At 40.4% G+C, this 24,444-nt stretch carries 21 protein-coding genes; 12 read left to right on the top strand and 9 right to left on the bottom strand.

What is annotated here, in order from left to right; genetic code table 11:
* Positions 1-3: 3 nt before the first annotated feature.
* Complete coding sequence (locus BM375_RS13620; RefSeq protein WP_093366858.1) at positions 4-1,761, bottom strand: AMP-dependent synthetase/ligase; 1,758 nt, start codon at positions 1,759-1,761, stop codon at positions 4-6.
* 212 nt (positions 1,762-1,973) lie between these two features.
* On the opposite strand from BM375_RS13620, the gene BM375_RS13625 reads away from it, so the two are divergent.
* Positions 1,974-2,513 carry a hypothetical protein gene (locus BM375_RS13625; protein WP_093366860.1) on the top strand — a complete coding sequence of 180 codons (540 nt, stop codon included), beginning with the start codon at positions 1,974-1,976 and terminating at the stop codon, positions 2,511-2,513.
* A gap of 37 nt (positions 2,514-2,550) precedes the next feature.
* On the opposite strand, the gene BM375_RS13630 is transcribed toward BM375_RS13625, so the two are convergent.
* Entirely contained in the window at positions 2,551-4,287 is a 1,737-nt protein-coding gene (locus BM375_RS13630) for a M61 family metallopeptidase (RefSeq protein WP_093366989.1), read from the bottom strand.
* Positions 4,288-4,418: 131 nt separating this feature from the next.
* Between BM375_RS13630 and BM375_RS13635 the strand changes: the two genes are divergently transcribed.
* Together BM375_RS13635 and BM375_RS13640 are read left to right on the top strand one after the other, a co-directional pair.
* A complete protein-coding gene (locus BM375_RS13635) occupies positions 4,419-5,276 on the top strand; it encodes an N-acetylglucosamine kinase (RefSeq protein ID WP_093366861.1) in 858 nt (285 codons plus the stop codon).
* An 18-nt stretch (positions 5,277-5,294) separates the two neighbouring features.
* Positions 5,295-5,810 carry a glutathione peroxidase gene (locus tag BM375_RS13640; RefSeq protein ID WP_093366863.1) on the top strand — a complete coding sequence of 172 codons (516 nt, stop codon included), beginning with the start codon at positions 5,295-5,297 and terminating at the stop codon, positions 5,808-5,810.
* Positions 5,811-5,869: 59 nt separating this feature from the next.
* On the opposite strand, the gene BM375_RS13645 is transcribed toward BM375_RS13640, so the two are convergent.
* Positions 5,870-6,442 carry a thymidine kinase gene (locus tag BM375_RS13645; protein WP_093366865.1) on the bottom strand — a complete coding sequence of 191 codons (573 nt, stop codon included), beginning with the start codon at positions 6,440-6,442 and terminating at the stop codon, positions 5,870-5,872.
* Positions 6,443-6,642: 200 nt separating this feature from the next.
* Here BM375_RS13645 and BM375_RS13650 point away from each other — a divergent pair, with 200 nt between their 5' ends.
* Complete coding sequence (locus tag BM375_RS13650; RefSeq protein ID WP_093366866.1) at positions 6,643-7,638, top strand: hypothetical protein; 996 nt, start codon at positions 6,643-6,645, stop codon at positions 7,636-7,638.
* 37 nt (positions 7,639-7,675) lie between these two features.
* Here BM375_RS13650 and BM375_RS13655 read toward each other — a convergent pair whose 3' ends face one another.
* Positions 7,676-8,170: a hypothetical protein gene (locus BM375_RS13655; protein ID WP_093366867.1), complete on the bottom strand. Its 495-nt coding sequence runs from the start codon at positions 8,168-8,170 to the stop codon at positions 7,676-7,678.
* Positions 8,171-8,300: 130 nt separating this feature from the next.
* Here BM375_RS13655 and BM375_RS13660 point away from each other — a divergent pair, with 130 nt between their 5' ends.
* Together BM375_RS13660 and BM375_RS13665 are read left to right on the top strand one after the other, a co-directional pair.
* Complete coding sequence (locus tag BM375_RS13660; protein WP_093366869.1) at positions 8,301-8,615, top strand: YbaB/EbfC family nucleoid-associated protein; 315 nt, start codon at positions 8,301-8,303, stop codon at positions 8,613-8,615.
* 9 nt (positions 8,616-8,624) lie between these two features.
* Entirely contained in the window at positions 8,625-9,320 is a 696-nt protein-coding gene (locus BM375_RS13665) for a metal-dependent hydrolase (RefSeq protein ID WP_093366870.1), read from the top strand.
* A 35-nt stretch (positions 9,321-9,355) separates the two neighbouring features.
* On the opposite strand, the gene BM375_RS13670 is transcribed toward BM375_RS13665, so the two are convergent.
* Both BM375_RS13670 and BM375_RS13675 read right to left on the bottom strand, forming a co-directional pair.
* Complete coding sequence (locus BM375_RS13670; RefSeq protein WP_093366872.1) at positions 9,356-10,216, bottom strand: N-acetylglucosamine kinase; 861 nt, start codon at positions 10,214-10,216, stop codon at positions 9,356-9,358.
* A 248-nt stretch (positions 10,217-10,464) separates the two neighbouring features.
* Entirely contained in the window at positions 10,465-12,189 is a 1,725-nt protein-coding gene (locus BM375_RS13675) for an MFS transporter (protein WP_093366873.1), read from the bottom strand.
* Between the two features lie 346 nt (positions 12,190-12,535).
* Between BM375_RS13675 and rho the strand changes: the two genes are divergently transcribed.
* The gene (rho, locus tag BM375_RS13680; RefSeq protein ID WP_093366875.1) at positions 12,536-13,984 is read left to right on the top strand and encodes a transcription termination factor Rho; all 1,449 of its coding nucleotides are present in this window, start codon (positions 12,536-12,538) and stop codon (positions 13,982-13,984) included.
* 219 nt (positions 13,985-14,203) lie between these two features.
* On the top strand, positions 14,204-14,890 hold the full coding sequence (gene pssA / locus BM375_RS13685) for a CDP-diacylglycerol--serine O-phosphatidyltransferase (RefSeq protein ID WP_093366876.1): 687 nt from the start codon (positions 14,204-14,206) through the stop codon (positions 14,888-14,890).
* Here pssA and BM375_RS13690 read toward each other — a convergent pair.
* Both BM375_RS13690 and folK read right to left on the bottom strand, forming a co-directional pair.
* The gene (locus BM375_RS13690; RefSeq protein WP_170852673.1) at positions 14,880-15,233 is read right to left on the bottom strand and encodes an Hpt domain-containing protein; all 354 of its coding nucleotides are present in this window, start codon (positions 15,231-15,233) and stop codon (positions 14,880-14,882) included. The two genes, pssA and BM375_RS13690, sit on opposite strands and share 11 nt — an antisense overlap.
* Positions 15,226-15,723: a 2-amino-4-hydroxy-6-hydroxymethyldihydropteridine diphosphokinase gene (gene folK, locus BM375_RS13695; RefSeq protein ID WP_093366879.1), complete on the bottom strand. Its 498-nt coding sequence runs from the start codon at positions 15,721-15,723 to the stop codon at positions 15,226-15,228. Before folK ends, BM375_RS13690 begins: the two co-directional genes overlap by 8 nt.
* Before the next feature lie 294 nt (positions 15,724-16,017).
* Between folK and BM375_RS13700 the strand changes: the two genes are divergently transcribed.
* The 3 genes from BM375_RS13700 (at position 16,018) to BM375_RS13710 (ending at position 19,499) form a co-directional block, all read left to right on the top strand.
* On the top strand, positions 16,018-16,254 hold the full coding sequence (locus BM375_RS13700; RefSeq protein WP_093366880.1) for a hypothetical protein: 237 nt from the start codon (positions 16,018-16,020) through the stop codon (positions 16,252-16,254).
* Positions 16,255-16,454: 200 nt separating this feature from the next.
* Positions 16,455-18,218, top strand: coding sequence for a signal peptide peptidase SppA (gene sppA, locus BM375_RS13705; RefSeq protein WP_093366882.1), 1,764 nt, complete (start codon positions 16,455-16,457; stop codon positions 18,216-18,218).
* Positions 18,219-18,308: 90 nt separating this feature from the next.
* Positions 18,309-19,499, top strand: coding sequence for a phosphoglycerate kinase (locus tag BM375_RS13710; RefSeq protein ID WP_093366883.1), 1,191 nt, complete (start codon positions 18,309-18,311; stop codon positions 19,497-19,499).
* Positions 19,500-19,603: 104 nt separating this feature from the next.
* Here the strand turns inward: BM375_RS13710 and BM375_RS13715 are convergent, their stop codons facing one another.
* Positions 19,604-22,417, bottom strand: a complete 2,814-nt coding sequence (locus BM375_RS13715) for a hypothetical protein (RefSeq protein ID WP_244525908.1) — start codon at positions 22,415-22,417, stop codon at positions 19,604-19,606.
* A gap of 617 nt (positions 22,418-23,034) precedes the next feature.
* Between BM375_RS13715 and mgtE the strand changes: the two genes are divergently transcribed.
* Positions 23,035-24,414: a magnesium transporter gene (gene mgtE, locus BM375_RS13720; RefSeq protein ID WP_093366885.1), complete on the top strand. Its 1,380-nt coding sequence runs from the start codon at positions 23,035-23,037 to the stop codon at positions 24,412-24,414.
* Positions 24,415-24,444: the final 30 nt, after the last annotated feature.

Genomic DNA, 24,444 nt, shown 5'->3' on the forward strand with positions numbered 1-24,444 from the left:
CTGCTATTCTGTGTAGATTCTCTGTATGATTGCTGCGGAATTGTTCGTGATGACTTTCCGCTTCAAGCTCAATTTCGGAGTCAGCTCACCTCCGTCAATCGTCCATTCCTGTGGGAGCAACTCAAACTTTTTAACCTTCTCCCATTGGCCAAAGGTACGACTCAGTTGTTCAATTTCACGTTCATATTTTGCAATAACCTCTGGGTTTTTGATAATATCCTGCTTTGTGGTGTAAGCAATTCCTTTATGTTCACACCATTTTTCCAACTGTTCGAAGGCTGGAACAATCAATGCGGCAGGAAAACGTTGGTTTTCACCAACAATCATCACCTGTGCTATAAACGTTGATTCCATGAATTTGTTTTCGATAGCTTGTGGGGCGATGTATTTACCACCTGCTGTTTTGAAGATTTCTTTCTTACGATCGGTTATTTTTAAGAAGCCATCAGGTGTTATTTCACCGATGTCACCCGTTTTGAAAAAACCTTGTTCGTCGAATGCTTCACGAGTGGCTTCCTCATTTTTGAAGTATCCAGAAGTTATGCTAGGCCCTTTGACTAATATTTCGCCATCGTCAGCAATTTTTACTGCCAAATTTTTCAATACACGTCCCACTGTTCCAAATTTGACATCAGTGCCAACATGGGAGTTGACAGCAATAACTGGAGAAGTTTCTGTGAGTCCGTATCCCTCCAGTACCTTGATGTCTGCAGCCCAAAAAACGCGGCCTAATCGCTCCTGAAGAGCTGCACCTCCAGAGATGATGAGCTCAATATTTCCGCCCAAAGCTTCTTTCCATTTTGAGAAAATCAACTTTCGGGCTATGGATAGCTTGAAATTGTAAAATGCCCCATTTTTAGGAGGTTCTTGAAATTGATGTCCCAATTCCAATGCCCAAAAGAACAGCGATTTTTTGATGCCGGTGAGGGCTTTGCCTTTTTCAACAATTTTGTCATATACTTTTTCTAGGACACGAGGTACTGTAGTAAATACCTGTGGTTTTACATCACTGATGTCGGCTACTACGTTGTCTAAGTTTTCAGAATAATAGATCTCTACCTGCCGAGAAAGATAGATGTAGACTACCATCCGCTCAAAAATATGGCAAAGCGGTAGAAAGCTTAAGGCTTTCGTTAGATGGCTTTCCAATAGATACTCCGAAGCGGCCACATTGCTCAATATATTATGGTGGGAAAGGAATACACCTTTTGGTTTGCCCGTAGTGCCTGAAGTATAGATTAAGGTGAGTAGATCGTGCGGCTGGACAGCATCTTTATAAGGTTGTAGGTCGATAGGTTGTTGTTGCCCCAAAGTTACCAAATCCATGTAGTTTTTGCGCCCGCTGATCTCGTCCAACGTATACAAATCGATATTCAGCTGGTTTACCGATAGGGCATCATCCACTTTATACGCTAATTCGGCATTGCTTACAACTATCATTTTGGATTCCGAATCGTTCAGAATGTAAGATAAGTCGTTGGCAGAAAGAGTAGGATAAAGTGGTACAAGTGCAATTCCCAGCTGATTACAGGCAAAATCAATCATGTTCCACTCGGGGCGATTGCCGGACATGATTGCGACTTTATCACCCTTTTGCAGGTTGTTGGCTATAAGTGCTTTACTGATATTGTTGACCCTGTTTATGAAGTCAGCTGTACTGTATTTCACCCATTCGCCATTCTGCTTACCAGCTACCATACAAGTTTTGGGATGTTGCTGATAGTAATCGAGGATATCAAATATTCTATTGAATTTGTCCATGTCCGTGAAATTTAAGTTTATAATTCTCTTCCCTATATGGTACTAATATAACATTTTTGTTTTTTATTTTATAAGATAACGCTTAATAGAAAGATAGTTTTTTAGGATAAAAGAGAAATTCGTCTTGTAACCATGGAACTCAGGTTATAACAGAATTTAACTTTTGAAAGCCGAAAAAAGTATTACTTTTGGGGAGCAAAAAAATCGGATACATGAAGAAAGTAAATTGGCTATTATTAACACTGGGTGTAGTTTTTTTTTCGGTGGATAAAGCATCTGCGCAATTAACGGAACAACATGCCGTAGGTGGACGTTTTGGTAGTGCTACTGGGATTACTTATCGATATGCTTTGTCGGAAGAGAGAGCCGCAGAAGGAATTTTAAGTGTGCAAAGTAATTCAAAATACCGTCGTTTCAGATTGATAGGTTTATATGAGTTTCATAAACCGTTAGCAGAAAACTTTAGCTGGTACTACGGTTTTGGTGGAAGCTTGGGGAGTATTAAGTATAAAGCCCTTGTGTCAACGACAGAAAGAATAAATGAGAATGGAGATAGAGAGGTTGTGACTGTTAAGACAGAACCTAAATCGGAATTGGCATTGAGTATTGAAGGTGTGGTCGGTGTGGAATACCGTATCCCAACGACACCTTTGGCGGTATCGCTTGATGTTAAGCCTTACTTTGATTTCTTACAGGAAAGTACGATTAAAGTCTTTGATCCATTTGGTTTAAGTATTCGTTATACGTTTTAAGAATAAAAAAATGGAAACTTTAAAAGTTTCCATTTTTTTATTCTATAGATAGCCATATTTTCCCTAAAGTTATTTCGTGATCTGTCGCTTCACTTCTTTCACGGATACACCATTGCTGTTTGGCAGAGCGACGTAGCGGACTGTGTATGGTTCGAAGTAAGCCATCCCGCGAGACAAGGACATCAACGACCTCATCTACCTCTGCATGGGTTAATATGTTGTCCAACTCTTTTCCGGCAATGTCTAAGCGTATGCCGTTGATGCCAATAAGCTCGTCGTTGACTTGCAGTCCGGCATCCCACGCTCCTGAACCACGCTCTATCTGCTTGATAATTATCTTGCCATCCTGAACGCCTGTCTTGATACCCAAGCTAAGCTCCTGACTATCTTCGTTGAGGTCAATCAATTCATGACCTACTGCATGGAAATAGGTGTTGTAGTCTAATTCTTTGGTACTGTGTGCTGCGGTAAATATTTCGGATAAATCTACGCCAGTTACGCGTTCGGCAAGTGTTTGGAATTCGTCCTCTTCAAACCCTCGATTTTCTTGTTTGTAGAAAAGTTCATAAGCCGCGCGGAGCACATAGTCTAAGCAATATTGCCCGGCTGTCTCCGCAATGATCTTAATATCCAACGCCACCGTGAGTATAGCTCCTTTGTTATAATATGAAATGCCGGTATTGGCTGAGTTTTCATCTGGACGATAATGTTTTATCCATGTGTCAAAGCTAGATAAAGCGGCAGATTGTAGTTTATATCCGGGACGGTTGTATACCAAATTAAAATCGTTGGATAGAACATTCAGGTATTCTTTTGGGCTGAAAAAACCACATCTACGGATAATCAGGTTATCGTAATACGACGTAAATCCCTCCATGATCCACAAGCCTGTCGTATAGTTTTCCTGTTCGTAATCAAAAGGTCCTAAAGCTTTTGGTCTTAATCGTTTAACGTTCCAAAGGTGGAAATATTCATGAGCGACCAGGCTCAGGTAGTTTTTATACGTGTTTTCATTGCTATAGGCATTTCGGCTGCTTGCCAATATTGTTGAGTTGAGGTGTTCTAGGCCTCCAAATGCCGATTGATAGTTATGGGTAACAAAGACATAACGTTTGTTGGGGTTTTCGCCCCAGATGCGAGTTTCTTCTTCCACAATTTTTTGGATGTCGGAAGTGAGCTTATGCTTATCGTACTTACCTCCGCCGACCATAGCAAATTCATGGGGAATGCCTGCTGCATCGAAGGACCAAATGTCCTGATTGCCTAATTCCAGTGGTGAATCAAATAGAATATCAAAATCCGGTGCATAAAAACAGTTTTCCTTGTCTTCTACTTTATCTAATCCAGTGGATATCCTGGACCATTGCTCGGGTAGTTTTACAGATAGGGTGGTAGGATGGTTCAAGTGGCCATCGATATATAGAAAAGTAGCTGCAGGACTGATAAAAGCATGGTCGCTATCGATGAAATTTGTGCGAACAGAAGCCTCAAAGCCATAGATGCGGTAGTTAATTTGCAAAGGACTTGATGAATTGGCAACACGCCACGTGTTCTTGGCGGTTTTTTGCCAGGCTATGGATCTGTTCTCACTAACGGCTTGAAAACTCTCTACATGACGGGAGTACTCCCGAATGAGGTATGATCCTGGCGTCCATACAGGCATTTTCACTTCTATGTAATCGGAATCGAAGCCATGGATTTCCATCTGTACATCGACATAATGGGCGTGTGGTTCGGCAAAAGAGAGGGTAAAATGTATGTTAGATTTCGACATTTGTTTGATTTTTGCAGTAAATAACAAAGCTAAAGCTAAAATAGGATACATCAAATTCTTGCGTTAAAATACTTCGGAATTTTAACGTGCAAATCATTATCTTTGAAGATAGAATATATAAACTTTAGAACATGATTTTAGTTGCAGATAGCGGTTCTTCGAATTCGGATTGGATGCTTAATTTGCCTGACAGCAAGCCTTTGTCGTTTCGGACAAAAGGATTAAACCCTTTCTTTGTCAATGAGAAAGAGATTGCTATGGTCATGAAAGACGTCCCAGAGATACTGCCGTATGCCAATGAAATTCAAGAGGTGCATTTTTTTGGTGCGGGGTGTATTACGCCTGATAGACGAGAAATTGTGTCCAACGCGCTGAGTGAGATTTTTCCCACAGCTTTTATTTCTGTAGAAAGTGATTTGTTGGGCTGTGCCTATGCTACCTGTGGAGAAAAAAGAGGTTATATTTCTACCCTAGGAACAGGGTCTGATATTGGTTTTTTCGATGGTGAAAATCTGCGTCCAAGTGTACATGGTATTGGTTATGTTCTGGGAGATGAGGGTTCGGGCGCTTGGTTTGGAAAACAGTTGATTACTTCTTTTCTGTACGATAAAATGCCTAAAGATCTTGCAAAGAAATTTGAAGAAAAATATCGATTGACAAAAGATATTGTCATCAAGAATGTTTACCAAAAGGATAGGCCGAATGCATATTTAGGTTCTTTTGCAGAGTTTATGGCAGAAAATAGGCAACATCCGTTTATCGATAATCTTCTGCGCAATGGTTTTGATGAATTTGTGCGCACAAATATTATGACTTATCCCGACTATTGGGATTATAAAGTGAACTTTGTGGGAGGAATAGCGTATCACTTTGATTTACATTTGCGAGAGGTTTGTGAAGTGCATGGCATAAAAATTGGTACAATATTGAAGAACCCTATCGAAGAGCTGTTCCATTTCGTAGTGAAAAGGGAGACGAAAGAGGTTTGATAATAAAATAAAAAGAATATGGTTTTGATAACAACATTGATGTTATGGGCATCTATACTGAATCCCACATCGATTTATGATTTTAGTTTCACCTCGATTGATGGCGAGCAGGTGAATATGAAAGATTTTAAAGGAAAAAATATCCTGATTGTCAATACAGCCTCCAAGTGTGGGTTTACTAAGCAGTACAAAGATCTGCAGGCGCTGCATGAGCAATATGGCGATAATCTGGTGGTGATTGGTTTTCCAGCAAATAACTTTGGAGCTCAGGAACCGGGGTCAAATGAAGACATCCAAGAGTTTTGCGAAAGAAATTATGGCGTGACTTTCTTACTTTCGGAGAAAGTAGAGGTGAAGGGAGAAGGGATACACCCGATCTTTAAGTTTCTAACAGAACAGGAAAATCTGGATTTTACTGGAGATATTAATTGGAACTTTGAAAAGTTTTTGATTGATAAAGAAGGAAAGTTGGTACACCGTTACCGTTCAAAAGTAAATCCGCTCGACGAAGCAATTGTAAAAAATCTAAAGTAAGAAAAGAGGATGTCTCCTATGTTTGTTGTAAGCAAATGTAGGAGACATCCTTTTTCGCGCTAAATATGAAAATAACAAGCCCTGCAGCGTGGCTCATAACTGTCTTTTTCACCTAAAAGAACCCGATTATCATTGGCAGTAATGCGGTAGGAATAATTTGCCGGAGCGCCACATTGTACACATACGGCATGCACCTTGGTGACATGCTCCGCTACCGCCATCAGCGCAGGCACTGGTCCAAAAGGTAAACCCTTGTAATCCATATCCAATCCGGCTACAATAACCCTTACGCCCCGATTAGCAAGCTGTACACATACATTAGGCAATTCGTCATCAAAGAACTGTGCTTCATCTATTCCGACGACTTTCGTATCAGCACTCAACAGTAAAATAGCAGAAGAGTGGGAAATAGGTGTTGAAGGAATACTGTTACTATCATGTGACACGACCGCCTGTTCATCATAACGAATGTCTATGGCAGGTTTGAATATCTCGACAGGAAGTTTCGCAAACTGTGCACGTTTCAAACGACGGATAAGTTCTTCGGTCTTTCCCGAAAACATGGAGCCACAAATCACCTCGATACTGCCAATGCTCCGCCTTCCACTAAAATTATGTTCAGAAAATAACATGCAAACTCTTGTTATACATAAAACAATATCTAAGATTCGTTAAATGTTGTGCGTATTGCCTACTAATATCGAAATTATATTCTTAAATTTGATGGAAGCAAGGAATAGCAAAACCAAAGATGGTAACAGTCAGTGGATTTTGTTTTCCACACTGCGTTGCGAACAAGCTATATGATAATAGAAAAAATAAATAGAAATACATGGCAAATATTGAAGGAACTATATTTTCAACAATTGGTGATTTATTGGTAGAAATCAATGACGGATATGCTGAATTGTCGGCAACAGGATTAGAAGATAAAGAAGAAGCTCTGTTGTTATTGGAGGTGAAAGTCCGTTATCTGTCGGCGCATTTGGAAGTTTTGCAGAAATTAAGAGGGCGTAGCGCTGGTTTGGGGAAAGCAACAGTAGAGGAAACAACTGCGGAGACAGAACCTCAAAAGGTCGATTTCTTTACACCTCCAATTGTGCTGGATGAGGAGCTTGATGAGCAGCCTACGGAAGAGGAGATTGAAGAGACTACCCTTGAAGTGGAAAATGAAGTCCAACAAGAGGATGCCCAAGAAGAGGTAACTGAGGAGGTTAGCCAGCCTGAAGAAGAAGAAGTGGAAAATATGGAGCAAGTTGCTGAGGAAGAGGTCGAAGAGGAAGAGAGCGTGGATGAAGAAGCGGAGAAAGAGCTTGAAGAACAAAGTACTCCCGTTTCTTATGGAACAGTAGAAGAGGCCACTATAGAAGAAGTAAAAGAAAATGAAGAAGAGGCGATACCAGAACCAGTTATTCAACAGGTTGTGGAAGAACCTAAAGAAATTGTGATAGAACAGGAAGCTCCTGCAGAGGAAGAAAAACCTAATCGTCCCTTGACGTTGAACGAAATACTGATGCAACAGCGGAAAGCAAATTTAGCTGGGCAACAACCTATTTCATCAATCCAGACAGCTTCAACAGCTCCTTCCGATAGAATTGGAGATTTGAAAACAGCGATTAATCTTAATGACAAACTATTGTTTATCAAAGATCTGTTTAATGGTTATTCTTTGGCATACAGTGAGGCGGTAGAATTGCTTAACCGTTACCAAACTTTTGCAGAGGCCGATGCTTTCCTACAAACGAATTATGCACTAAAAAATAATTGGGCGGCAAAACCGCAAACTGTAGAAAAGCTATACGCTATATTAAGAAAGCGGTATATCTAAAAACAAGAGCCCTGGACACAGTCCAGGGCTCTTGTTTTTAAGCTATATCAAATTTCAACCAGTCCGTTCCCTGACGGCCGTAGATAAAATATTTAGGTTGTATGATTTCTGCACTGATTTCAACATCTTCTAAGAAATTATCTGTCGTTCCAAATCCTTCCTTCTGAATAATGTAAAGATTGTTGTGTTGTAGCGCCTCCGTTTGACTGATGATATGGTCGGACAGGAGGGCAGAAATTTGGCTATACAGCGACTCGCTGTGCTGAATGATAAGGATAAGCGACGGATTGTCAAATTTTTCCTGTAGGAGAACACCTCCTGCAATAGCAATTGTATCGGCTAGCTGTTCATTATAAAGTGGCTCAAAGTCATGCTTTTGATCCAACACAAGTACAGTAGGACGTTGTTCACTGGATATAAATTTGAGCTTATGGATAAGGATATTGATTTCCTCGTCCAAGTATTCGGCTTTTTCTGGAGCGTTTTTCTGTAGATTGTTCAGTAATGTATTATAGTAATGGAGTTCTTGCATGCTTACCTATTGTTGTTTGTCGTCCGCAAATTTACGGAAGGTAGTGTTAAGAACCTAACTATATATGATTATGGACAGTTGAATTGCAATAGATTTTGTAAATTGCCATAGAAAATTTAAGGGAAAAATTATGTTCGATAAATTGTTTCAGGCTCAGCAAAAGGCTGAGGAAGTAAAAAAGCGTTTGGATAATATTTCTGTCTCTGGTGAGGCCGAAGGTGGCAAGATTAAAGTTGTATCTTCTGCCAACAAGGAAATTAAGGAAGTGATGATTGACCCTGAGTTTTTTGCCAATGCGGATAGGGAAGAAGTGGAGGAACTGTTAGTTGTGGCATTGAACAAAGCGTTGGTACAAGCCGAAAGTGTGAGCCAAACGGAGATGCAGGCTGTTTCGCAGGATATGTTGAGCGGTTTGGGTGGTTTAGGTAATTTATTCGGAAAATAGTATAAGAATATGGCAAATCAAATTTCAGTTCGCTACTTAGGACATGCGCGCTTTGAGTTTAATTTTAATGGCACAAAGGTGCTCACAGATCCTTTTATTACGTACAATCCTTTAGCAAAGGATATCAATGTGAGTGAGTTGTCGCCTGATTATATTATGTTGAGTCACGCCCATGAAGACCATGTTGCTGATTTAGCAAATATCCAACAGCAGTCAGGAGCGACTGTTGCGGCAATTGTGGAGACCGCGAATTGGGTCAGAAGACAAGGTGTGCCAGAGGACAAGGTCATCGAATTTAATTTTGGAGGCACTTTGAATCTGCCTTTTGGTAAAGTAAAAATGGTTTATGCTTTGCATACGAACTCTACTCCAGATGGTGCATATGGTGGAGTTCCTTGTGGTTTTGTGTTCTTCGTTGGAGACAAGAAGATATATTTTGCAGGTGATACGGCCTTGACTTTAGAAATGAAATTGCTCGAAGATCTGCAGTTGGACTGGGCTTTCTTACCGATAGGAGGTCATTATACCATGGATATGTACGATGCTGTGAAAGCAGCTAATTTTATTCAATGTGATAATATTATCGGTATGCATTATGATACTTTTTCTCCGGTAACGATTGATACAGCTGAGGCTCGTCGTATATTTCAAGATGCTGGGCTGAATCTTAATCTTTTGGCATTAGGAGAGTCGATAGCTCTATAAAACAAAAAACCTCCAATTTTTGGAGGTTTTTTGTTTTATGCGTTTTTAGCAGCTCTATTGATATGGAATAGTACCAAGTCATCAATAGGGGAGCGTAATATCTTACCAACTTTCATACCGTATTGTTGTGCTTTGGATTCCAACACATTTCTGAAGTTATAACCTACAGATCCGATACAGTTGAATGTATAGTCTTGATAGTTAGGGTATTTACTGACCAGATTTTTAAAGAAAGCCTCGAAAGCATCTTCTACAATCTGGCGGGTATATTCGATATTGACATTGTTATCGTATACGAATTTACTGAAACTTGCGCAGAATCTGTTTGCCAAAGGCTTGGTATAGACGTTGTCCATGATTTCATCCGGCGTAAGTTTGTAGGTTTCATAGAAAGCTTTCGATACAGCCTCTGGCATCAATCCACGGATAAAGTCCGTCAACAATTTCTTGCCAATGTAGCTGCCACTACCCTCATCGCCTAAGATATACGCTGCTGAGTCAATGTTGAATGTAATCTCATTTCCGTCATAGATACAAGAGTTTGTACCAGTGCCCAATATCGCTGCAAAACCAGTTTGGTCACCCAATAAAGCACGAGCAGCAGCTAACAGATCATGTCCGATTTCTACTTTTGCATTTGGGAATACCTTTTGCATAGCCACTTCCACAATGTTGGCTTTCTCCTCATTGTGTACTCCTGCACCGTAGTAATTCACCTCTGTGATCTTATCAAAAGGCAGGTCATGAGGCAAACCTTTCTTTAATGAATTGACAATATAGTCACTATCCACAAAGTAAGGGTTGTATCCTTCCGTATTGAAGTATATTTTTTTGTTTGAATCATCTAACAAACACCAGTTTGTTTTGGTAGATCCACCGTCAGCAATGATAATCATTATTATTTGGTTTATTGTGTTACTTTAGTTTGTTACTTTAGTTTGTTACTTCTATTATATTACTGTTGTTTCTCCGAAAATACATTATTCTGTTTAAAAATAAGAATTTTCTAGAGTAAAAAATCAGGAATATTTTACACCGATTTTCCGCTATAATTGTAAAAAGTGCCTTAAATATGATTTTAAGGCACTTTTTCAACAAGTATATCTTTTTTATTACTTAGTGTATTATATACAATAACTAAGGCTTAATGTCCGCCTTCAGCTTCAACTTGGTCAATATTGATGCCTTGTTTGTTCAAGAAACCTCTTACAACAAAAGCGAAAAATATAACATAACAGAAGCCCAATAACGGTAATATATAGGAATTGTGTATGCCTATAATATCGGATAGTTTACCCTGCAATGGAGGGATAATAGCACCACCTAAAATCATCATGACCAAGAAAGCAGCACCTTGCTCGGTGTATTTGCCCAATCCTACGATAGCTAAACTGAAAATAGAACCCCACATGATTGAACAAGCCAATCCGCCGGTTAAGAAAGCATAGATTGCTATATTTCCTGTGGTAAGCAGACCTACAGCCATTGCTAAAAGGCCCAGACCCCCAAAGATAATCAAGGTTCTTGCGGGCTTGTCCTTACTTAGGAAGAAAGATATAATTTGTATACCCACACAAGCTACGAAGAAATATAAATGAGACATATTGAATCCGGCGAGGCTATTGACACCTATAATAATACCGAAAGCGATCAGTGGAACTAGAACCAGTAAAATCTTTTTGGTGCTTTGGGAGAACTGGAAAGCACTGATTGCGCCAGCCCACCGACCAATCATCATCCCACCCCAGTACATGGAGACGTAAGGCGTGATTTCGGAAGACTGCAAATTCCCGAATTCTTCCAAGGTCAATAATTCACCTAAATTACTTCCGATAGCAACCTCAATGCCGACGTATATGAAAAGACAAAGCATGCCCAACACCAATTGAGGATATTTCATAGCGCCCCAACCTTCTGGATTTTTTGTGGCGCGGTTATATGCAAATAAAAGCCCGCCCACGACAGATAACAAAGCACCTATCAACCAAGCCATGCGTGTAATTTCCAGAGAATGTAAGGTGTCTTTGATTTGTGCACTAAGTGAGGCAATTACACCGCTGTCCGTTGTTTCTTTCAGTTGGTTCTGCCATGCTTCAATCTGTAGAGCATCGTCGCTTTTATAGCTTAAGAATACCGGGATGAACATAGCCAAGAGTAATATAGTCATTACGATAAGCGTATTTTTCGCTTTATTCGCGGATTCCATAGGTTCATTGTTGATACCAGCTGGTACTTTTTTAGAAAAATGGAATAGCCCTGCAGCCAATACGAAAAGTAACCCCACGATAATATAAAGATAGACTACCTTGTTAAGTGGCAGATTCGCGATTTCACTATCGGAGATCGGTTCGAAAGTGCCAAATAGTGCAAATCCGATGACCAATGGGCCAATAGTCGTTCCGAATGAATTGATAGCACCACCCAGATTAACGCGAGAGGCTCCGGTTTTTGGATCGCCCAATATAACAGCGAAAGGATTGGCAGCTGTCTGCTGTAAAGAAAAGCCAAGCGCGACGATAAATAAGCCGATTAGCATTCCTGCGTATAAGTTGACCTCGACAGCGACAATCATCGCTCCGGCACCCAATGCGGAAAATAGGAGACCATATATAATACTTCGTTTATAGCCCCATTTGCCCACAAGATCTTTCCCCGAGATGGTACTGAAGATGAACAGCAATAAAGCACCCATGTAATAAGCACTGTAAAAAGCAAAGTCTATAAGCTGGGATTGGAACTGATCCAATTGGAAGTAATTCTTACAAAAAGGAATGAATACGCTATTCCCCGCTGCAATAAACCCCCAAAAGAAGAATACCACCACCAAGGTATACAAGGCGGGGTAATTAGTCGGTTGGTTTTCTTTCATACGAAATCTGTGTGTTTAAAGTATATTATTTTAATAAGTTTTAGTTATGCGTAATGCAAATCTAAAAAAAATATAAAGTTATCTATCTTATAAAACATTTTTAACCTTTGCACGTTAATGCTAGATAGAACAGGAATAATAATGAGAAATTTATTTTAATAATTTTTCTTGTATTTTAGGAATGTTGTGTTATTTTTGTGCCGATTCTCAAGTTTGTCCTAAGACAGCAAGGTAAAATTAACCTCAAGTCGTATTTTAGTAAATCTTATAGCGTTGAGCATTTCCTAAGATTTTAATGGATAAAATCAAAAAATAGTAAAATCCTATATCTCATAATAAAAAGTTAATGGATATTAATGAATTAAGTACCAAGCTCGTGTCGGAGTTACGCGAGATTGCCAAAGTATTAGGCATCGCTGATGCTGAAAAACTCAGGAAACAGGAATTAATTGACCAGATTACCGCCATTGCTAAACAATCTTCTGAAGAAGAAGGTGAAAGCACAGCGGATACTTCAGAACGCCCTCGTAAAAGAGTGCGAACGGTTAAAACGACAGAACCCGTTGCTATAACAAAAAGACCGGAAATTTCGGATTCGGAACCTACAACAAGCAATACCTTGTTCGATACGCCGCCCGCTACAAAACCTGAACCTTCTGCCTCTGTTCTTCCTACTGATTTTGATAATGTTATTGTTAATGAAGGTGTATTGGAAATCATGCCAGATGGTTATGGCTTTTTACGTTCTTCTGATTATAATTATTTGACTTCTCCGGATGATATTTATGTATCACAGTCACAGATAAAATTATTCGGTCTGAAAACCGGAGATAATGTAAGGGGATGTATTCGTCCGCCGAAAGAAGGTGAAAAATATTTTCCTTTAGTACGTGTAGAGTCTATTAATGGACAGAATCCTGCGGAAATTCGTGACCGTGTTCCGTTTGATTATTTGACGCCGTTGTTCCCTGACCAGAAGTTGAATCTGGATTTGGGTATGGGTAATTATTCCACGCGTATCATGGATTTGTTCACACCAATCGGTAAAGGTCAGCGTGGATTGATCGTAGCACAACCAAAAACAGGTAAAACCAACTTGTTGAAGGAAGTTGCGAATGCTATAGCTAAAAACCATCCTGAAGTTTATTTGATTATTTTATTGATCGATGAGCGTCCAGAAGAGGTTACCGATATGGCGAGAAGTGTGCGTGCGGAGGTTATTTCGTCTACATTCGATGAGCCAGCAGATCGCCATGTGAAAATTGCCAATATCGTGTTGGAAAAAGCAAAACGTATGGTAGAATGTGGTCACGATGTGGTTGTCCTGTTGGATTCGATTACACGTTTGGCACGTGCCTATAATACCGTAGCGCCTGCGTCTGGTAAGATTTTGTCGGGTGGTGTGGATGCGAATGCACTGCATAAGCCTAAGCGTTTCTTCGGTGCTGCACGTAATATCGAAAACGGCGGCTCATTGACTATCCTGGCGACAGCATTGACGGATACAGGTTCGAAAATGGATGAGGTTATCTTTGAAGAATTTAAAGGTACAGGTAACATGGAACTTCAGTTGGATAGAAAACTATCGAACAAACGTATCTTCCCTGCTATTGATCTTACCGCATCCAGCACTCGTCGTGATGACTTGTTGGTGGACAAAGAGACTTTGCAGCGTATGTGGGTGTTGCGTAAGCACTTGTCGGATATGAACGCTAACGAAGCTATGGAGTTCTTGTTGACACAAATGCGTGGAACAAAATCCAACGAAGAGTTTTTGATCAGTATGAATGGGTAATCCCATCTTTATTTGATATTTTTAAGCCATCTTTTGCAAAAAAGGTGGCTTTAATTTTTTTACTATAACAAAGTATGTCATCGTCATTGCGAGTTTACGAAGTAATCTGATGACATCAAAACGCAGATTGGTTTCCTTCGGAGCTGCTTCGCGGTTGTCACTATCGCTCCTCGTAATTACGCGTTTTGCTTTAAACTGTGTTTAATTTTATAGATTTTTATGAAAAAGCATATTCCAAATACATTGACCTGTCTCAACCTGTTTAGCGGTTGCATTGGGATTCTATTTGCCTTGCGTGGAGAGTTTTCGGTAACTTTCTATTGTGTACTTGCTTCAGGTGTTTTCGATTTTTTTGATGGCATGGTTGCTCGTGCGCTCCACGTGAAATCCAATATAGGTAAGGAACTGGATTCGTTGGCCGATGTGGTTAGTTTTGGGTTTCTACCTGGCACGGTGATGTATATGCTGTTGAAAGAGACTGATGTGTCTGAATACTGGGCTTACCTGGGATTTGTGATTACCGTTTTTTCAGCGTTACGCTTAGCAAAATTCAATGTGGATGAACGACAGGCAACGGATTTTATCGGACTGAATACACCGATGAATACCTTTTTTATCATCTCGCTACCTTTCATAGCCAAGGATTACCCACAGTTGATTATCAACCCTTGGGGATTATCTGCTATAGTGCTGTTGAGTAGCTTTCTGCTGGTGTCAGAGATTAAACTTTTTTCTATGAAACTATCTTCACTGGGTTGGAAGGAAAATCAGCTTAAATATATTTTTGTCATTATTAGCGTAGTACTGCTTTTTGTGTTGGGATTTTTAGCCCTTCCTTGTGTGCTGTTGTTATATATTGTGCTGTCACAGGTGCATTTCGCTCGAGAACGAAATACTATAGCGTAGCTAAATACTGCTTGATCTCCTCCAGAAGTATAGAACAGGCTTGGTCTGCTTCGTCAATTAGCAGGTCGATCTGTTCAAATGCTATTTGGTTTTTTGCAGCGGTTTCAATGTCTTGAAACTTTTGTCGTAATGCAGTTGCTCCTACGTATTCCATAGTGGGTTTGATATGGTGGGCTTTGCTGGCAGATTCTGTATGATTCCTGTTTGTAACCGCATTCTTGAGATTTTGTACATCCTCAGGGATCTGTTGTAGGTATAATGAGAGAAATTGTTTTATAAGCTCGCTGTTCTGCATCATGTTTTCTGCAATCACAGTGGGGTTGATGGTTTGGAAATTATACATAAGGTTGTTTACTGTGTAGTTTAACATCTAATGGGTCAATACACTGCTCCAATAATGTTTGATTGTTCTTTTGTAAAAATGGGTGAATGTAGTCCGGTGCCAGATCGCAGAGAGGAACCAATGTAAAACGACGGTCTTGGATATAGGGATGTGGAACGTTCAAGTTCTCCAAGTCTATAATTTCATCGTTGAAATAGAGAATATCAATATCAATCAGCCTGGCGCCCCACCGACTGAGGCGTATGCGGCCTAAATCCTGTTCGATGGATTGAATGATTTGCAGGGTTCTTATGGCATCGAAATGCGTTTCCACTTCGGTCACAAGATTCAGGAACGTAGGTTGGTCAGTTACGCCCCATGCTTCAGATTCGTATATCCGCGAAAGCTGTTTGATAGAACCAACGCGTGCTTCCATTTCCCGAACCGCTTCCTGTAGTTGTTTTAACGGATCTCCTAAATTTGCTCCCAAGAGAAAAAACACCGTATTCATTGTGTTAAAGATACAACATCTGCTGAATATATAATATATAAGACGAGAATGTTGCATGGTAAACGCACGAAAAGTTATTTTTAATGGGGTTTGTGTTGAGGTGAAATGGAGGCTTTTTTTGGTCAATTATCTTTGCCACTCGAGCCGTGGCGGGCTTTTCTTTTTGACCGCAAAAAGAAACAAAAACTCGTCGCTGAAAAGCTTTGACCAGATGGATAGTGCAAAAAACATTTTTCTGCAAGGTCAAAACTTTTGAGGCGACATTTGCTGTTAAGGACAATATAGTGCAAGTAGATGAAGACGATTCCCATCGCCTCTTCTACCGAGCGGCGCGAAAGCGCTTTTCCGTCTCATCCAAGTGGCGGAAAGACAAAGGAAAGACCGATGGAATGTGAGAAAGGGAAGGCATGGAAATTATTGTTCGAAGCTATCCAAAGAGCTTCGGACAGTGATTTCAGCCTTGGGAGGTATTTCCATTGTGCGGGATGGGATGAGGGAAGAGCCACCTCGGATGGAACCAAGGGTTTTTGATTCCTTTTTGCCCTACAAAAAGGAATGCCTTGTCCTCGCGAGGGACGGAAAGATTGTGCGATGAGACAATTGTCGAAAGAAAACCTCCATTTATTTTAAATATCTAAATAAGATACGTCTGTCTTAAGAATGTTGCGGAGTTTTTCGCTTTCCTTGGGATAATATATATCTTTAGGCTTGAATAAGCATTTATATACGATATGAAATCATTTTTTAAATATGTATTGGCCACGGTTACCGGTATTGGTATCGTTTTTCTTATCTTCTTTTTTATTATCATAGGAATGGTGGCTTCAGCGATTAAGCAGGTTGGATCGACTACGGTAGATGTGCCAACCAATGCGGTGCTGTATGTTTCATTGGGACATGAGATTCCCGAACGGACCTCGCCGAGTCCTTTTGAAGGCCTGGATGTACCGGGTTTGGGCGAGCAGAAAACATTGGGGTTGAATGATATAATCTCACGTATTGCAGCGGCAAAATCTGATGACCGCATTAGAGGGATTTATCTCAATCCTACGTATGTCAATGTGGGCATGGCGAGCTTGAAGCGCATCCGTGAAGCTTTGGAAGACTTCAAAACCTCTGGAAAATTCGTGTTGGCATATAGTGATGTGTACACCCAGAAAGCGTATTACGTGGCGTCTGTAGCGGATAGTGTCTACCTGAATCCACAAGGATCTATGGAATTCAAAGGATTGTCCTCTTCAATCACTTTTATGAAGGAGGCCTTAGATAAATTGGGTGTAGAGATGCAGGTTGTTAAGGTTGGTACATATAAGTCGGCGGTAGAGCCTTTTGTTTTGAATGAAATGAGTGCGGCGAACCGTGAACAAGTGACGGCATACCTAAATAGTATCTATCATTCTTTCTTGCAACCCATTTCTGCGGATAGAAACATATCCACGGATTCACTTCATTATATTGCCGATAATTATCTTGTCAGGAATGCAGAAGATGCGGTTCGGTATAGATTTATTGATGGCACTGTGTATAAGGATGAATTCCTTGCGGGGTTAAAACAACGTTTAGGAATTGATGATAAGAAAGATATTTCTTCCATATCCTTATTGGATTATACAGAAAAAGAGAAGAAAAATACTTCACGTGATCGTATAGCGGTTCTATATGCACATGGCGAAATTGTAGATGGTGAAGGAAGCTCGGGAAATATAGGGGGCGACCGTATCTCTCGCGAATTGCGCAAGCTTCGTCGAGATGATCGTGTGAAAGCAGTAGTGCTGCGGGTGAATTCTCCAGGGGGTTCTGCATTGGCTTCGGATATCATCGCACGTGAAGTAGCTTTGACCAAAGAAGTGAAGCCTATTATGGTTTCTATGGGGGATTATGCTGCTTCAGGAGGATATTACATCGCTGCTTTGGCAGATTCTATTTTTGCAGAGAAAGAGACCTTAACAGGGTCAATTGGAGTCTTTGGGCTGATTCCTAATATGAAAGGTCTGATGAATAATAAGCTGGGCATCCATGTGGATGAGGTGAAAACTGGCAAATTTGCGGATTTGCTGACTTCTCCCGACCGCCCACTTACAGCCGAGGAATATAGTATTATACAAAGTCAAGTGAACGATATTTATGCTACGTTTACAGGCCTTGTCGCCAAAGGTCGCAAGTTAGATGTGGCGCGTGTGGATAGCATTGGTCAAGGTCGGGTGTGGACAGGAGAGCAGGCACTGGGAATTGGCCTTGTCGATAGGATCGGAAATATAGATGTTGCGATACAAGCGGCGGCAAATAAAGCCAAATTGGACGATTACAATATAGTTTATTATCCGGCGGTGAAAGATCCTTTTGCATCATTGTTGGGCTCTTCGAAAGAGAAAATCAAGGCATGGATGCTGGAAGATGAGTTAGGCGAATATCGTTCGTATATTGAACAGCTGAAAACGATTACCAGATCTTCGGGCATACAGGTGCGTATGCCTTATAATGTGGAAATTCGCTAATAAATAAAAGCACGGAGATTCTTGTAGTCCGTGCTTTTTTTTATATTTATGGCAGAAATAAAAAGAACAACTTAAATTTTAATATATAGTATGAAAACAATTGATGATTTGAATTTCTCAGGAAAAAAAGCTTTAATCCGTGTGGATTTTAATGTGCCTTTGGATGAGAATTTTAACATAACAGATGATAACCGCATTCAAGGTGCCGCACCAACAATCAAAAAAATTCTGAAAGATGGTGGCTCTGTGATCTTGATGTCTCATTTAGGTCGTCCTAAAGATGGACCTACCGATAAATACTCATTAAAGCATATCGTATCGCATTTGTCCAAAGTATTGGGCGTAGATGTACAGTTTGCCAACGATTGTATCGGTGCTGAGGCTGTGGAGAAGGCTCAAAATCTGAAAGCAGGCGAAGTTTTGTTGTTGGAGAATTTACGTTTTTACAAAGAAGAGGAAAAAGGAGATAAGGACTTTGCTGAGAAGTTGTCAAAATTGGGTGATGTGTATGTGAATGATGCATTTGGTACAGCCCACCGTGCGCATGCTTCTACGGCAATTGTTGCAGACTTCTTCCCTAATAATAAATATTCTGGTTACCTAATGGCGGCGGAAATCAATAATGCCGAAAAAGTGATGAACAATCCGGAACGTCCATTCACAGCAATTATGGGTGGTGCGAAGGTATCTGACAAGATTCAGCTAATTGAAGCTTTGTTGGATAAAGTCGACAACCTTATTATCGGTGGCGGTATGGCCTATACATTCGTGAAAGCACGTGGGGGAGAGATTGGAAAGTCGTTGGTTGAACTTGATAAATTGGATTTGGCGAATGAGCTTGTAAAGAAAGCGGAAGAGAAAGGCGTGAACTTAGTGTTGCCTACTGATGCGCAGATTGCAGATAAGTTTTCGAACGATGCGGATACTTACGATGGTCCAAATGATCAGATTCCTGCGGATAGAGAAGGTCTGGATATCGGAAAAGAATCTGGTGAGCATTTCGCAGAGGTAATCCGTGCTTCTAATACATTATTATGGAACGGTCCTATGGGCGTTTTTGAATTTGATACTTTTGCTAAAGGAACGAAAGCGGTAGCCGATGCGGTAGTTGCAGCAACTGAGCGTGGTGCGTTTTCACTGATCGGCGGGGGAGACTCTGCTGCTGCAGTTTCTAAATTCGGCATGACTGAACATGTAAGCTACGTAAGTACCGGTGGTGGAGCCTTATTGGAATATATGGAAGGTAAAGTGTTACCGGGCGTAAAAGCTTTGGAAGATTAAGACATTTTGTGAAGTAAAGCGATCTGCAGAAGACTTCCGAAGTTTCGAAAACTTCGGAAGTCTTTTGTTTTACAGCAAAGGGCAGCTTTTTAGCCCCGTTTTTCTTAATACGTATAACTTAAACTAAACGTTGGGACAATTTTCTGAGAAGCCGTGCGATCGTTGATATAAATGAGTTTTGTGCCGGCATTGATGTCGGGAAGCGTATAACGCAGGATATTAAAATCAGCAGAAATCCCTATCCCGAAACTCTTCGGTTCCAGTTCGTGGTGCACATTCTGAAAGTCCGAAAAAAGCAAACCTTGAAACCGTTTTATATAAGCCAATGAGCCGATGCTCCAGTCGGGGTAAAACAATGGCAGTCGGTAATTCAGCATCGCTGTATTACGTACGATTGGTGAAAGGAAATGTCCCCATCCCGAAACTAGCGGAATGTCATAGCTGTTCTGATATCTACCTTCGTTCTTTTGTATGGCAAATCGTGCTTGTAAGCTGTGGTTTGATGCCAGTCCCGGAAAATAAAAATTTGTTCGTGCGGAAAGGATATAGCCCGTCAGATCCTTTTCAAAAGGAAGATGCCTGTACGTCACACTGAAATTTTGTCCCCACCGTGGAAGTATATCCATCCGGCTACGCATAGCGTTGCGATTGAAGTATAGCTGGTAGTTTAAAGGAAAAGCAATTGTTTCCTTGAAATTTTTGAGATTTAAACTGACATCATACCGTCTGGTATAAGAAGTTCCCATGTTGAAGCCATAGCTGTAGACCGTGTTCTGTCGATAAACCGAAAAAGGAAGCGCGATATCAAAAGTCGCTAAATGCTCCCGAAAATCATACATCACGATTTTGTCATCGCTTCCTACAGCATTGCCGACCAGACCTCGATTGATGTATTTAGTAGTTAATACCGGAAAATACCTTCTGTAGGATATTTCTGCGGAGTAGGAGCTTTTATCAATGTCGGTGTCGTACTCATAACCCAGTTTTACCTGAGTTGTGTTCAGGAGGTCATTGGAAAGCCAGAAAAGTCCGGGTTTGTAGTTGTCAAAGCTCTCAAAATTCGTACTGCTGATCGAAAGACTGTGAAAATTAAACAGATGTGCACTTGGATTATATGATTCAATCTTATGGAGTGTGGTCGTATCCGTATAAGTTTCGGTTTGTTGGAGTTGCTTTAGCGTATTTGTTATATAAAATTCTCTTGCAGCACTGCTACCGGGTGTGATTGGAGACAAATCCGTTTCTGCTATTTTATAGCCATTATGGTGGTAGTCATTGTAAATAAGTTTCTCCTCCTGGCTAACAAAAGGATTGAATGCCCCAAAAATCGCGTCAGTAAGTTGCTGTATTTTTCCTTTAGTATCCAACTGGTAAATGTTATCGATTCCGTTGTAATGTGCCTTAAAAAAGATGTTGTTTTGTCTATACTGAGGACGTTCAAGCTGTTGGTTGCTCCAAGGTAAGAGCAATCGGTGTGTACGCTTGATAAGATCAAATTCAATGAGATTCGTTCCCTCTCGGTTTACGGCTATAGCGATTACCCGGTCTCCATTCTCGTTGTAACGCGGTTGCTGTATATGCGTTTCTGTTGGAGGTAGTATGCTGTCGATTAGTTGGCCATTATGTGCGTTGATGGTCAATAGTCGGCTTTTATTGTCTTGTCCGACCTCTATTAAGGCGATTTTAGGTTCATGCGGGTGAAGAGTAGGGGAATAGTACCGTGTGTTCCGTGTCAATGTTTTGAGCGCTCCTGTAGCAGTATTGTATATATTGATGACATTATAAGTCTGTTTGCCGAAGCGGGCATCTTTCCGAAACTCGTCCCACACGATTTCGGTATCCCGTAGATGGAAATAAGGTGTGATCTGTAGGCCTGTTTTTACGATATTTTTCTCTTTTCCATTAGGGTCAACCGTTACGATGGTGCTGACCTGTGCAGGCGATTGTTTAAGCGCAAAAAGCTGTCCGTTATTGTCGGACTGAGGCAGAAGATAATCGTTAGGATATCTGCTCTGTTTTGTTGGAATTATGGTGTTGGATTTGTTGGGAATTGGTTTTTCAAGTTCCCACTTTTCGGTTACCTCTTTCATTGTTACATGGAATAGATCTTTGGATCGTAGACCTGAAACTTGCTTCAATGCCCGTTGAAAATTGTATGGCCTCAACAATTTTCCGCGCATATCTTCCATGATTTTTTCATGACTTTGATATCCTAAATGATTCGTCAGGTAGGTGTTCATAAGATAACCTATCGTGTAATATGAGGGGACATTATCCTTGAACGAACCCAATACATATTTGTTAAAACCATAGTTTCTTCCTGATAGGATGTTAGCTCTGATGGGCATTTCCCAGGAAGGTAAACGACCTCTTCCACCCTCGCTGAACATAGTTTCAGATTGCACAGCATCACCTTCAAAATACCATGCCGGAAGGTTAAGTCCATAAAGTGCCAATGCCAATTGTTCGAAAAAAGGACCTTTTATTTTGCCTGTCAATTTGTCAAATTGAGCAACATGCCTTAGTTCGTGTAAGGCTAGATTTGGTAACCATTCTTGATTGTCGGCGGTAGAGGAGGGGACAGGGTAAAGCTCCGATTTGCGTGGAGCAAGTTGTACATATCCGTTTTGGCTAAGATGATTCCCTTGTAAAATCAAGGTGATTTTACGTGGTTTTTTATGAAAGTGTTTGCTGTTCTGTTGAATGTAAACCTCTAAGATGTCCGCAAGTTTTAGGGCAGTATTTTCATATACATCTGGGAAGATGAGCTGAAAATTTTGTTCGTTTATTTGCTTCCATTTTATACGAAAATGGGGTTGGTCATTCTCTATAATTTGTGCATCTGATATGCTTAAATATAAAGTTGATATTATTATTGATAATGTGCTGATTATTATATATTTATGTTTTATTAACATTGTTTATTTTTGTTTATGCTAATTATTTTAGTTTAAAACGAGTGTTTTACATGTGTTTATTGTTTATATTAATATATATAATTAATTGATTTTAATATATTTATATGTAAACAAATATTACTTGTTTTGATATGTTTTTGGTGTTTAATATTCCTCTTGCGGTCTTTATAACATCATTTCTTTCCTGTCGGAAATCTGAGAACAAGATAAATAAAAAAATGAAATAAACGGCGAGATAATTAATTGATCAACGAAGAGAAACTCGTGTCGTTGTTTCATTCTGCTTCTCGAATTTTTAGAAGGTTTTTAGTTGTGTTGTATATATTAGTTGATGGTAGGACGAGGTTGCACATGGATGTTCAAGTGAAGGAAATGGACTAGCTATGCAAGATCGTTGAGTATATGGATTTCAATCTTTCGTAATGGTACAAAATTGGTGGTGACATTTTGGCTGTTTTATGAAGGTTGTTCCATGAAAGTAAAACCGGATAGCGGGTTGAAGTGTTATAACAGTTGGTTGTTAACCGAAAAAAATATTCGTTATTTACAGTGAAAAAAACGACTTTTGCTGCAAATATTTTTTTACCAATGTAGGATTGATATAAATAGGGAAAGGTATGGAAGAATTAGAAATGCAGGTGGAGCTTGTAGAGAAATGGGTGGAGGAAGGTCATCTTTCCGAACTTCAAGAATTTCTGAATGAGCAAAACATTTCGGACGTTGAAGAACTCATTGATGAGCTACCTGAGTATGCCGCCCTTTTTATAGAAACCTTAAACATAAATCGAGCAGTCCATGTATTCGGTATCTTGGACTTCCCTACGCAAGAGCGTATCTTCAAAAAACTTTCTGCGGCCAAAATTCGGGAGCTCATCAACGAGATGCCACCCGATGACCGTACGTCTTTTTTCAGTGAACTGAAAGGGGATGTTGTGAAGCATTTGATCATCATGCTTTCACCGGAGGAACGAAAAGAAGCGCTCTCCTTATTGGGCTATCCGGAAGATAGTGTAGGACGTCTAATGACTCCTGATTACATTACTGTCAAGAAGCATTGGAACATCTCTCGGGTTTTGGAGCATATTCGTCGATATGGTAATGCCTCGGAGACGATTGATGTACTCTATGTTATTGATTCGAATGGGAAGCTGATCGATGACATCCGTATCCGTGATGTTTTAATTGCCGATGCAGATACTATAGTAGAAGACCTTATTGACAATCGCCTTATCTCTCTCAATGCGAATGATCCGCAAGAAGAAGCGGTCAATGTGTTCCGGATGAATAATCGCGTCGCTTTGCCTGTTGTGGATGAGCAGGACATCATGCTCGGTATTGTGACAATCGATGATATTCTCTGGGTGGCAAATGAAGAGTATACTGAGGATATGCAGCGTTTCGGGGGTACCGAAGCCTTAGATGAACCTTATTTGGATGTGTCAATTACGCATTTGGTAAAAAAGCGGGCTGGCTGGCTGGTAGTACTTTTCTTCGGGCAGTTACTCACTGCGACGGTTATTGAACACTTTGAAGCCCAATTGGCAAGTGCTATTGTGCTTTTTGCGTTAATGCCCTTGATTATGTCGAGTGGAGGTAACAGTGGGTCGCAGGCTTCCACATTGATAATTCAAGCCATGGCGCTGGGTGAGGTTACGTTGGCAGATTGGTGGAGAGTTATGCGAAGAGAAGTGATTTCCGGTCTTCTTCTGGGGCTTATACTGGGTACTTTAGGATTCTGCCGGATTGCTACATGGGAATTGTTCACGAATCAGTATGGTGAATATTGGACCCCGATTGGGATAGTAGTGAGTCTTTCCTTAGTTGGTGTTGTGCTTTGGGGATCTGTTGTTGGTTCGATGCTTCCGTTTATATTGAGACGTCTGGGAGCGGATCCAGCAAGTTCATCGGCACCGTTTGTATCTACCTTAGTGGATGTGACGGGATTGATTATATACTTTACTTTTGCAACATTGATATTATCTGGTCTATTGCTGTAATGTGTCTACTAATACAGTTATATACTGGAT

It is taken from the genome of Sphingobacterium wenxiniae, assembly GCF_900116225.1.
GTDB classification, from domain to species: Bacteria; Bacteroidota; Bacteroidia; order Sphingobacteriales; family Sphingobacteriaceae; genus Sphingobacterium; species Sphingobacterium wenxiniae.

Coding starts and splice junctions, on each gene's coding strand:
- BM375_RS13655 (WP_093366867.1), bottom strand. CDS start 8,170: ATGCAAGAACTCCATTACTATAATACATTACTGAACAATCTACAGAAA.
- BM375_RS13630 (WP_093366989.1), bottom strand. CDS start 4,287: ATGTCGAAATCTAACATACATTTTACCCTCTCTTTTGCCGAACCACAC.
- BM375_RS13690 (WP_170852673.1), bottom strand. CDS start 15,233: ATGTATAATTTCCAAACCATCAACCCCACTGTGATTGCAGAAAACATG.
- BM375_RS13700 (WP_093366880.1), top strand. CDS start 16,018: ATGAAGACGATTCCCATCGCCTCTTCTACCGAGCGGCGCGAAAGCGCT.
- BM375_RS13715 (WP_244525908.1), bottom strand. CDS start 22,417: ATGTTAATAAAACATAAATATATAATAATCAGCACATTATCAATAATA.
- folK (WP_093366879.1), bottom strand. CDS start 15,723: ATGAATACGGTGTTTTTTCTCTTGGGAGCAAATTTAGGAGATCCGTTA.
- BM375_RS13650 (WP_093366866.1), top strand. CDS start 6,643: ATGGCAAATATTGAAGGAACTATATTTTCAACAATTGGTGATTTATTG.
- BM375_RS13635 (WP_093366861.1), top strand. CDS start 4,419: ATGATTTTAGTTGCAGATAGCGGTTCTTCGAATTCGGATTGGATGCTT.
- BM375_RS13640 (WP_093366863.1), top strand. CDS start 5,295: ATGGTTTTGATAACAACATTGATGTTATGGGCATCTATACTGAATCCC.
- BM375_RS13670 (WP_093366872.1), bottom strand. CDS start 10,216: ATGATTATCATTGCTGACGGTGGATCTACCAAAACAAACTGGTGTTTG.
- BM375_RS13620 (WP_093366858.1), bottom strand. CDS start 1,761: ATGGACAAATTCAATAGAATATTTGATATCCTCGATTACTATCAGCAA.
- BM375_RS13710 (WP_093366883.1), top strand. CDS start 18,309: ATGAAAACAATTGATGATTTGAATTTCTCAGGAAAAAAAGCTTTAATC.
- BM375_RS13675 (WP_093366873.1), bottom strand. CDS start 12,189: ATGAAAGAAAACCAACCGACTAATTACCCCGCCTTGTATACCTTGGTG.
- pssA (WP_093366876.1), top strand. CDS start 14,204: ATGAAAAAGCATATTCCAAATACATTGACCTGTCTCAACCTGTTTAGC.
- mgtE (WP_093366885.1), top strand. CDS start 23,035: ATGGAAGAATTAGAAATGCAGGTGGAGCTTGTAGAGAAATGGGTGGAG.
- BM375_RS13660 (WP_093366869.1), top strand. CDS start 8,301: ATGTTCGATAAATTGTTTCAGGCTCAGCAAAAGGCTGAGGAAGTAAAA.
- BM375_RS13645 (WP_093366865.1), bottom strand. CDS start 6,442: ATGTTATTTTCTGAACATAATTTTAGTGGAAGGCGGAGCATTGGCAGT.
- sppA (WP_093366882.1), top strand. CDS start 16,455: ATGAAATCATTTTTTAAATATGTATTGGCCACGGTTACCGGTATTGGT.
- BM375_RS13665 (WP_093366870.1), top strand. CDS start 8,625: ATGGCAAATCAAATTTCAGTTCGCTACTTAGGACATGCGCGCTTTGAG.
- BM375_RS13625 (WP_093366860.1), top strand. CDS start 1,974: ATGAAGAAAGTAAATTGGCTATTATTAACACTGGGTGTAGTTTTTTTT.
- rho (WP_093366875.1), top strand. CDS start 12,536: ATGGATATTAATGAATTAAGTACCAAGCTCGTGTCGGAGTTACGCGAG.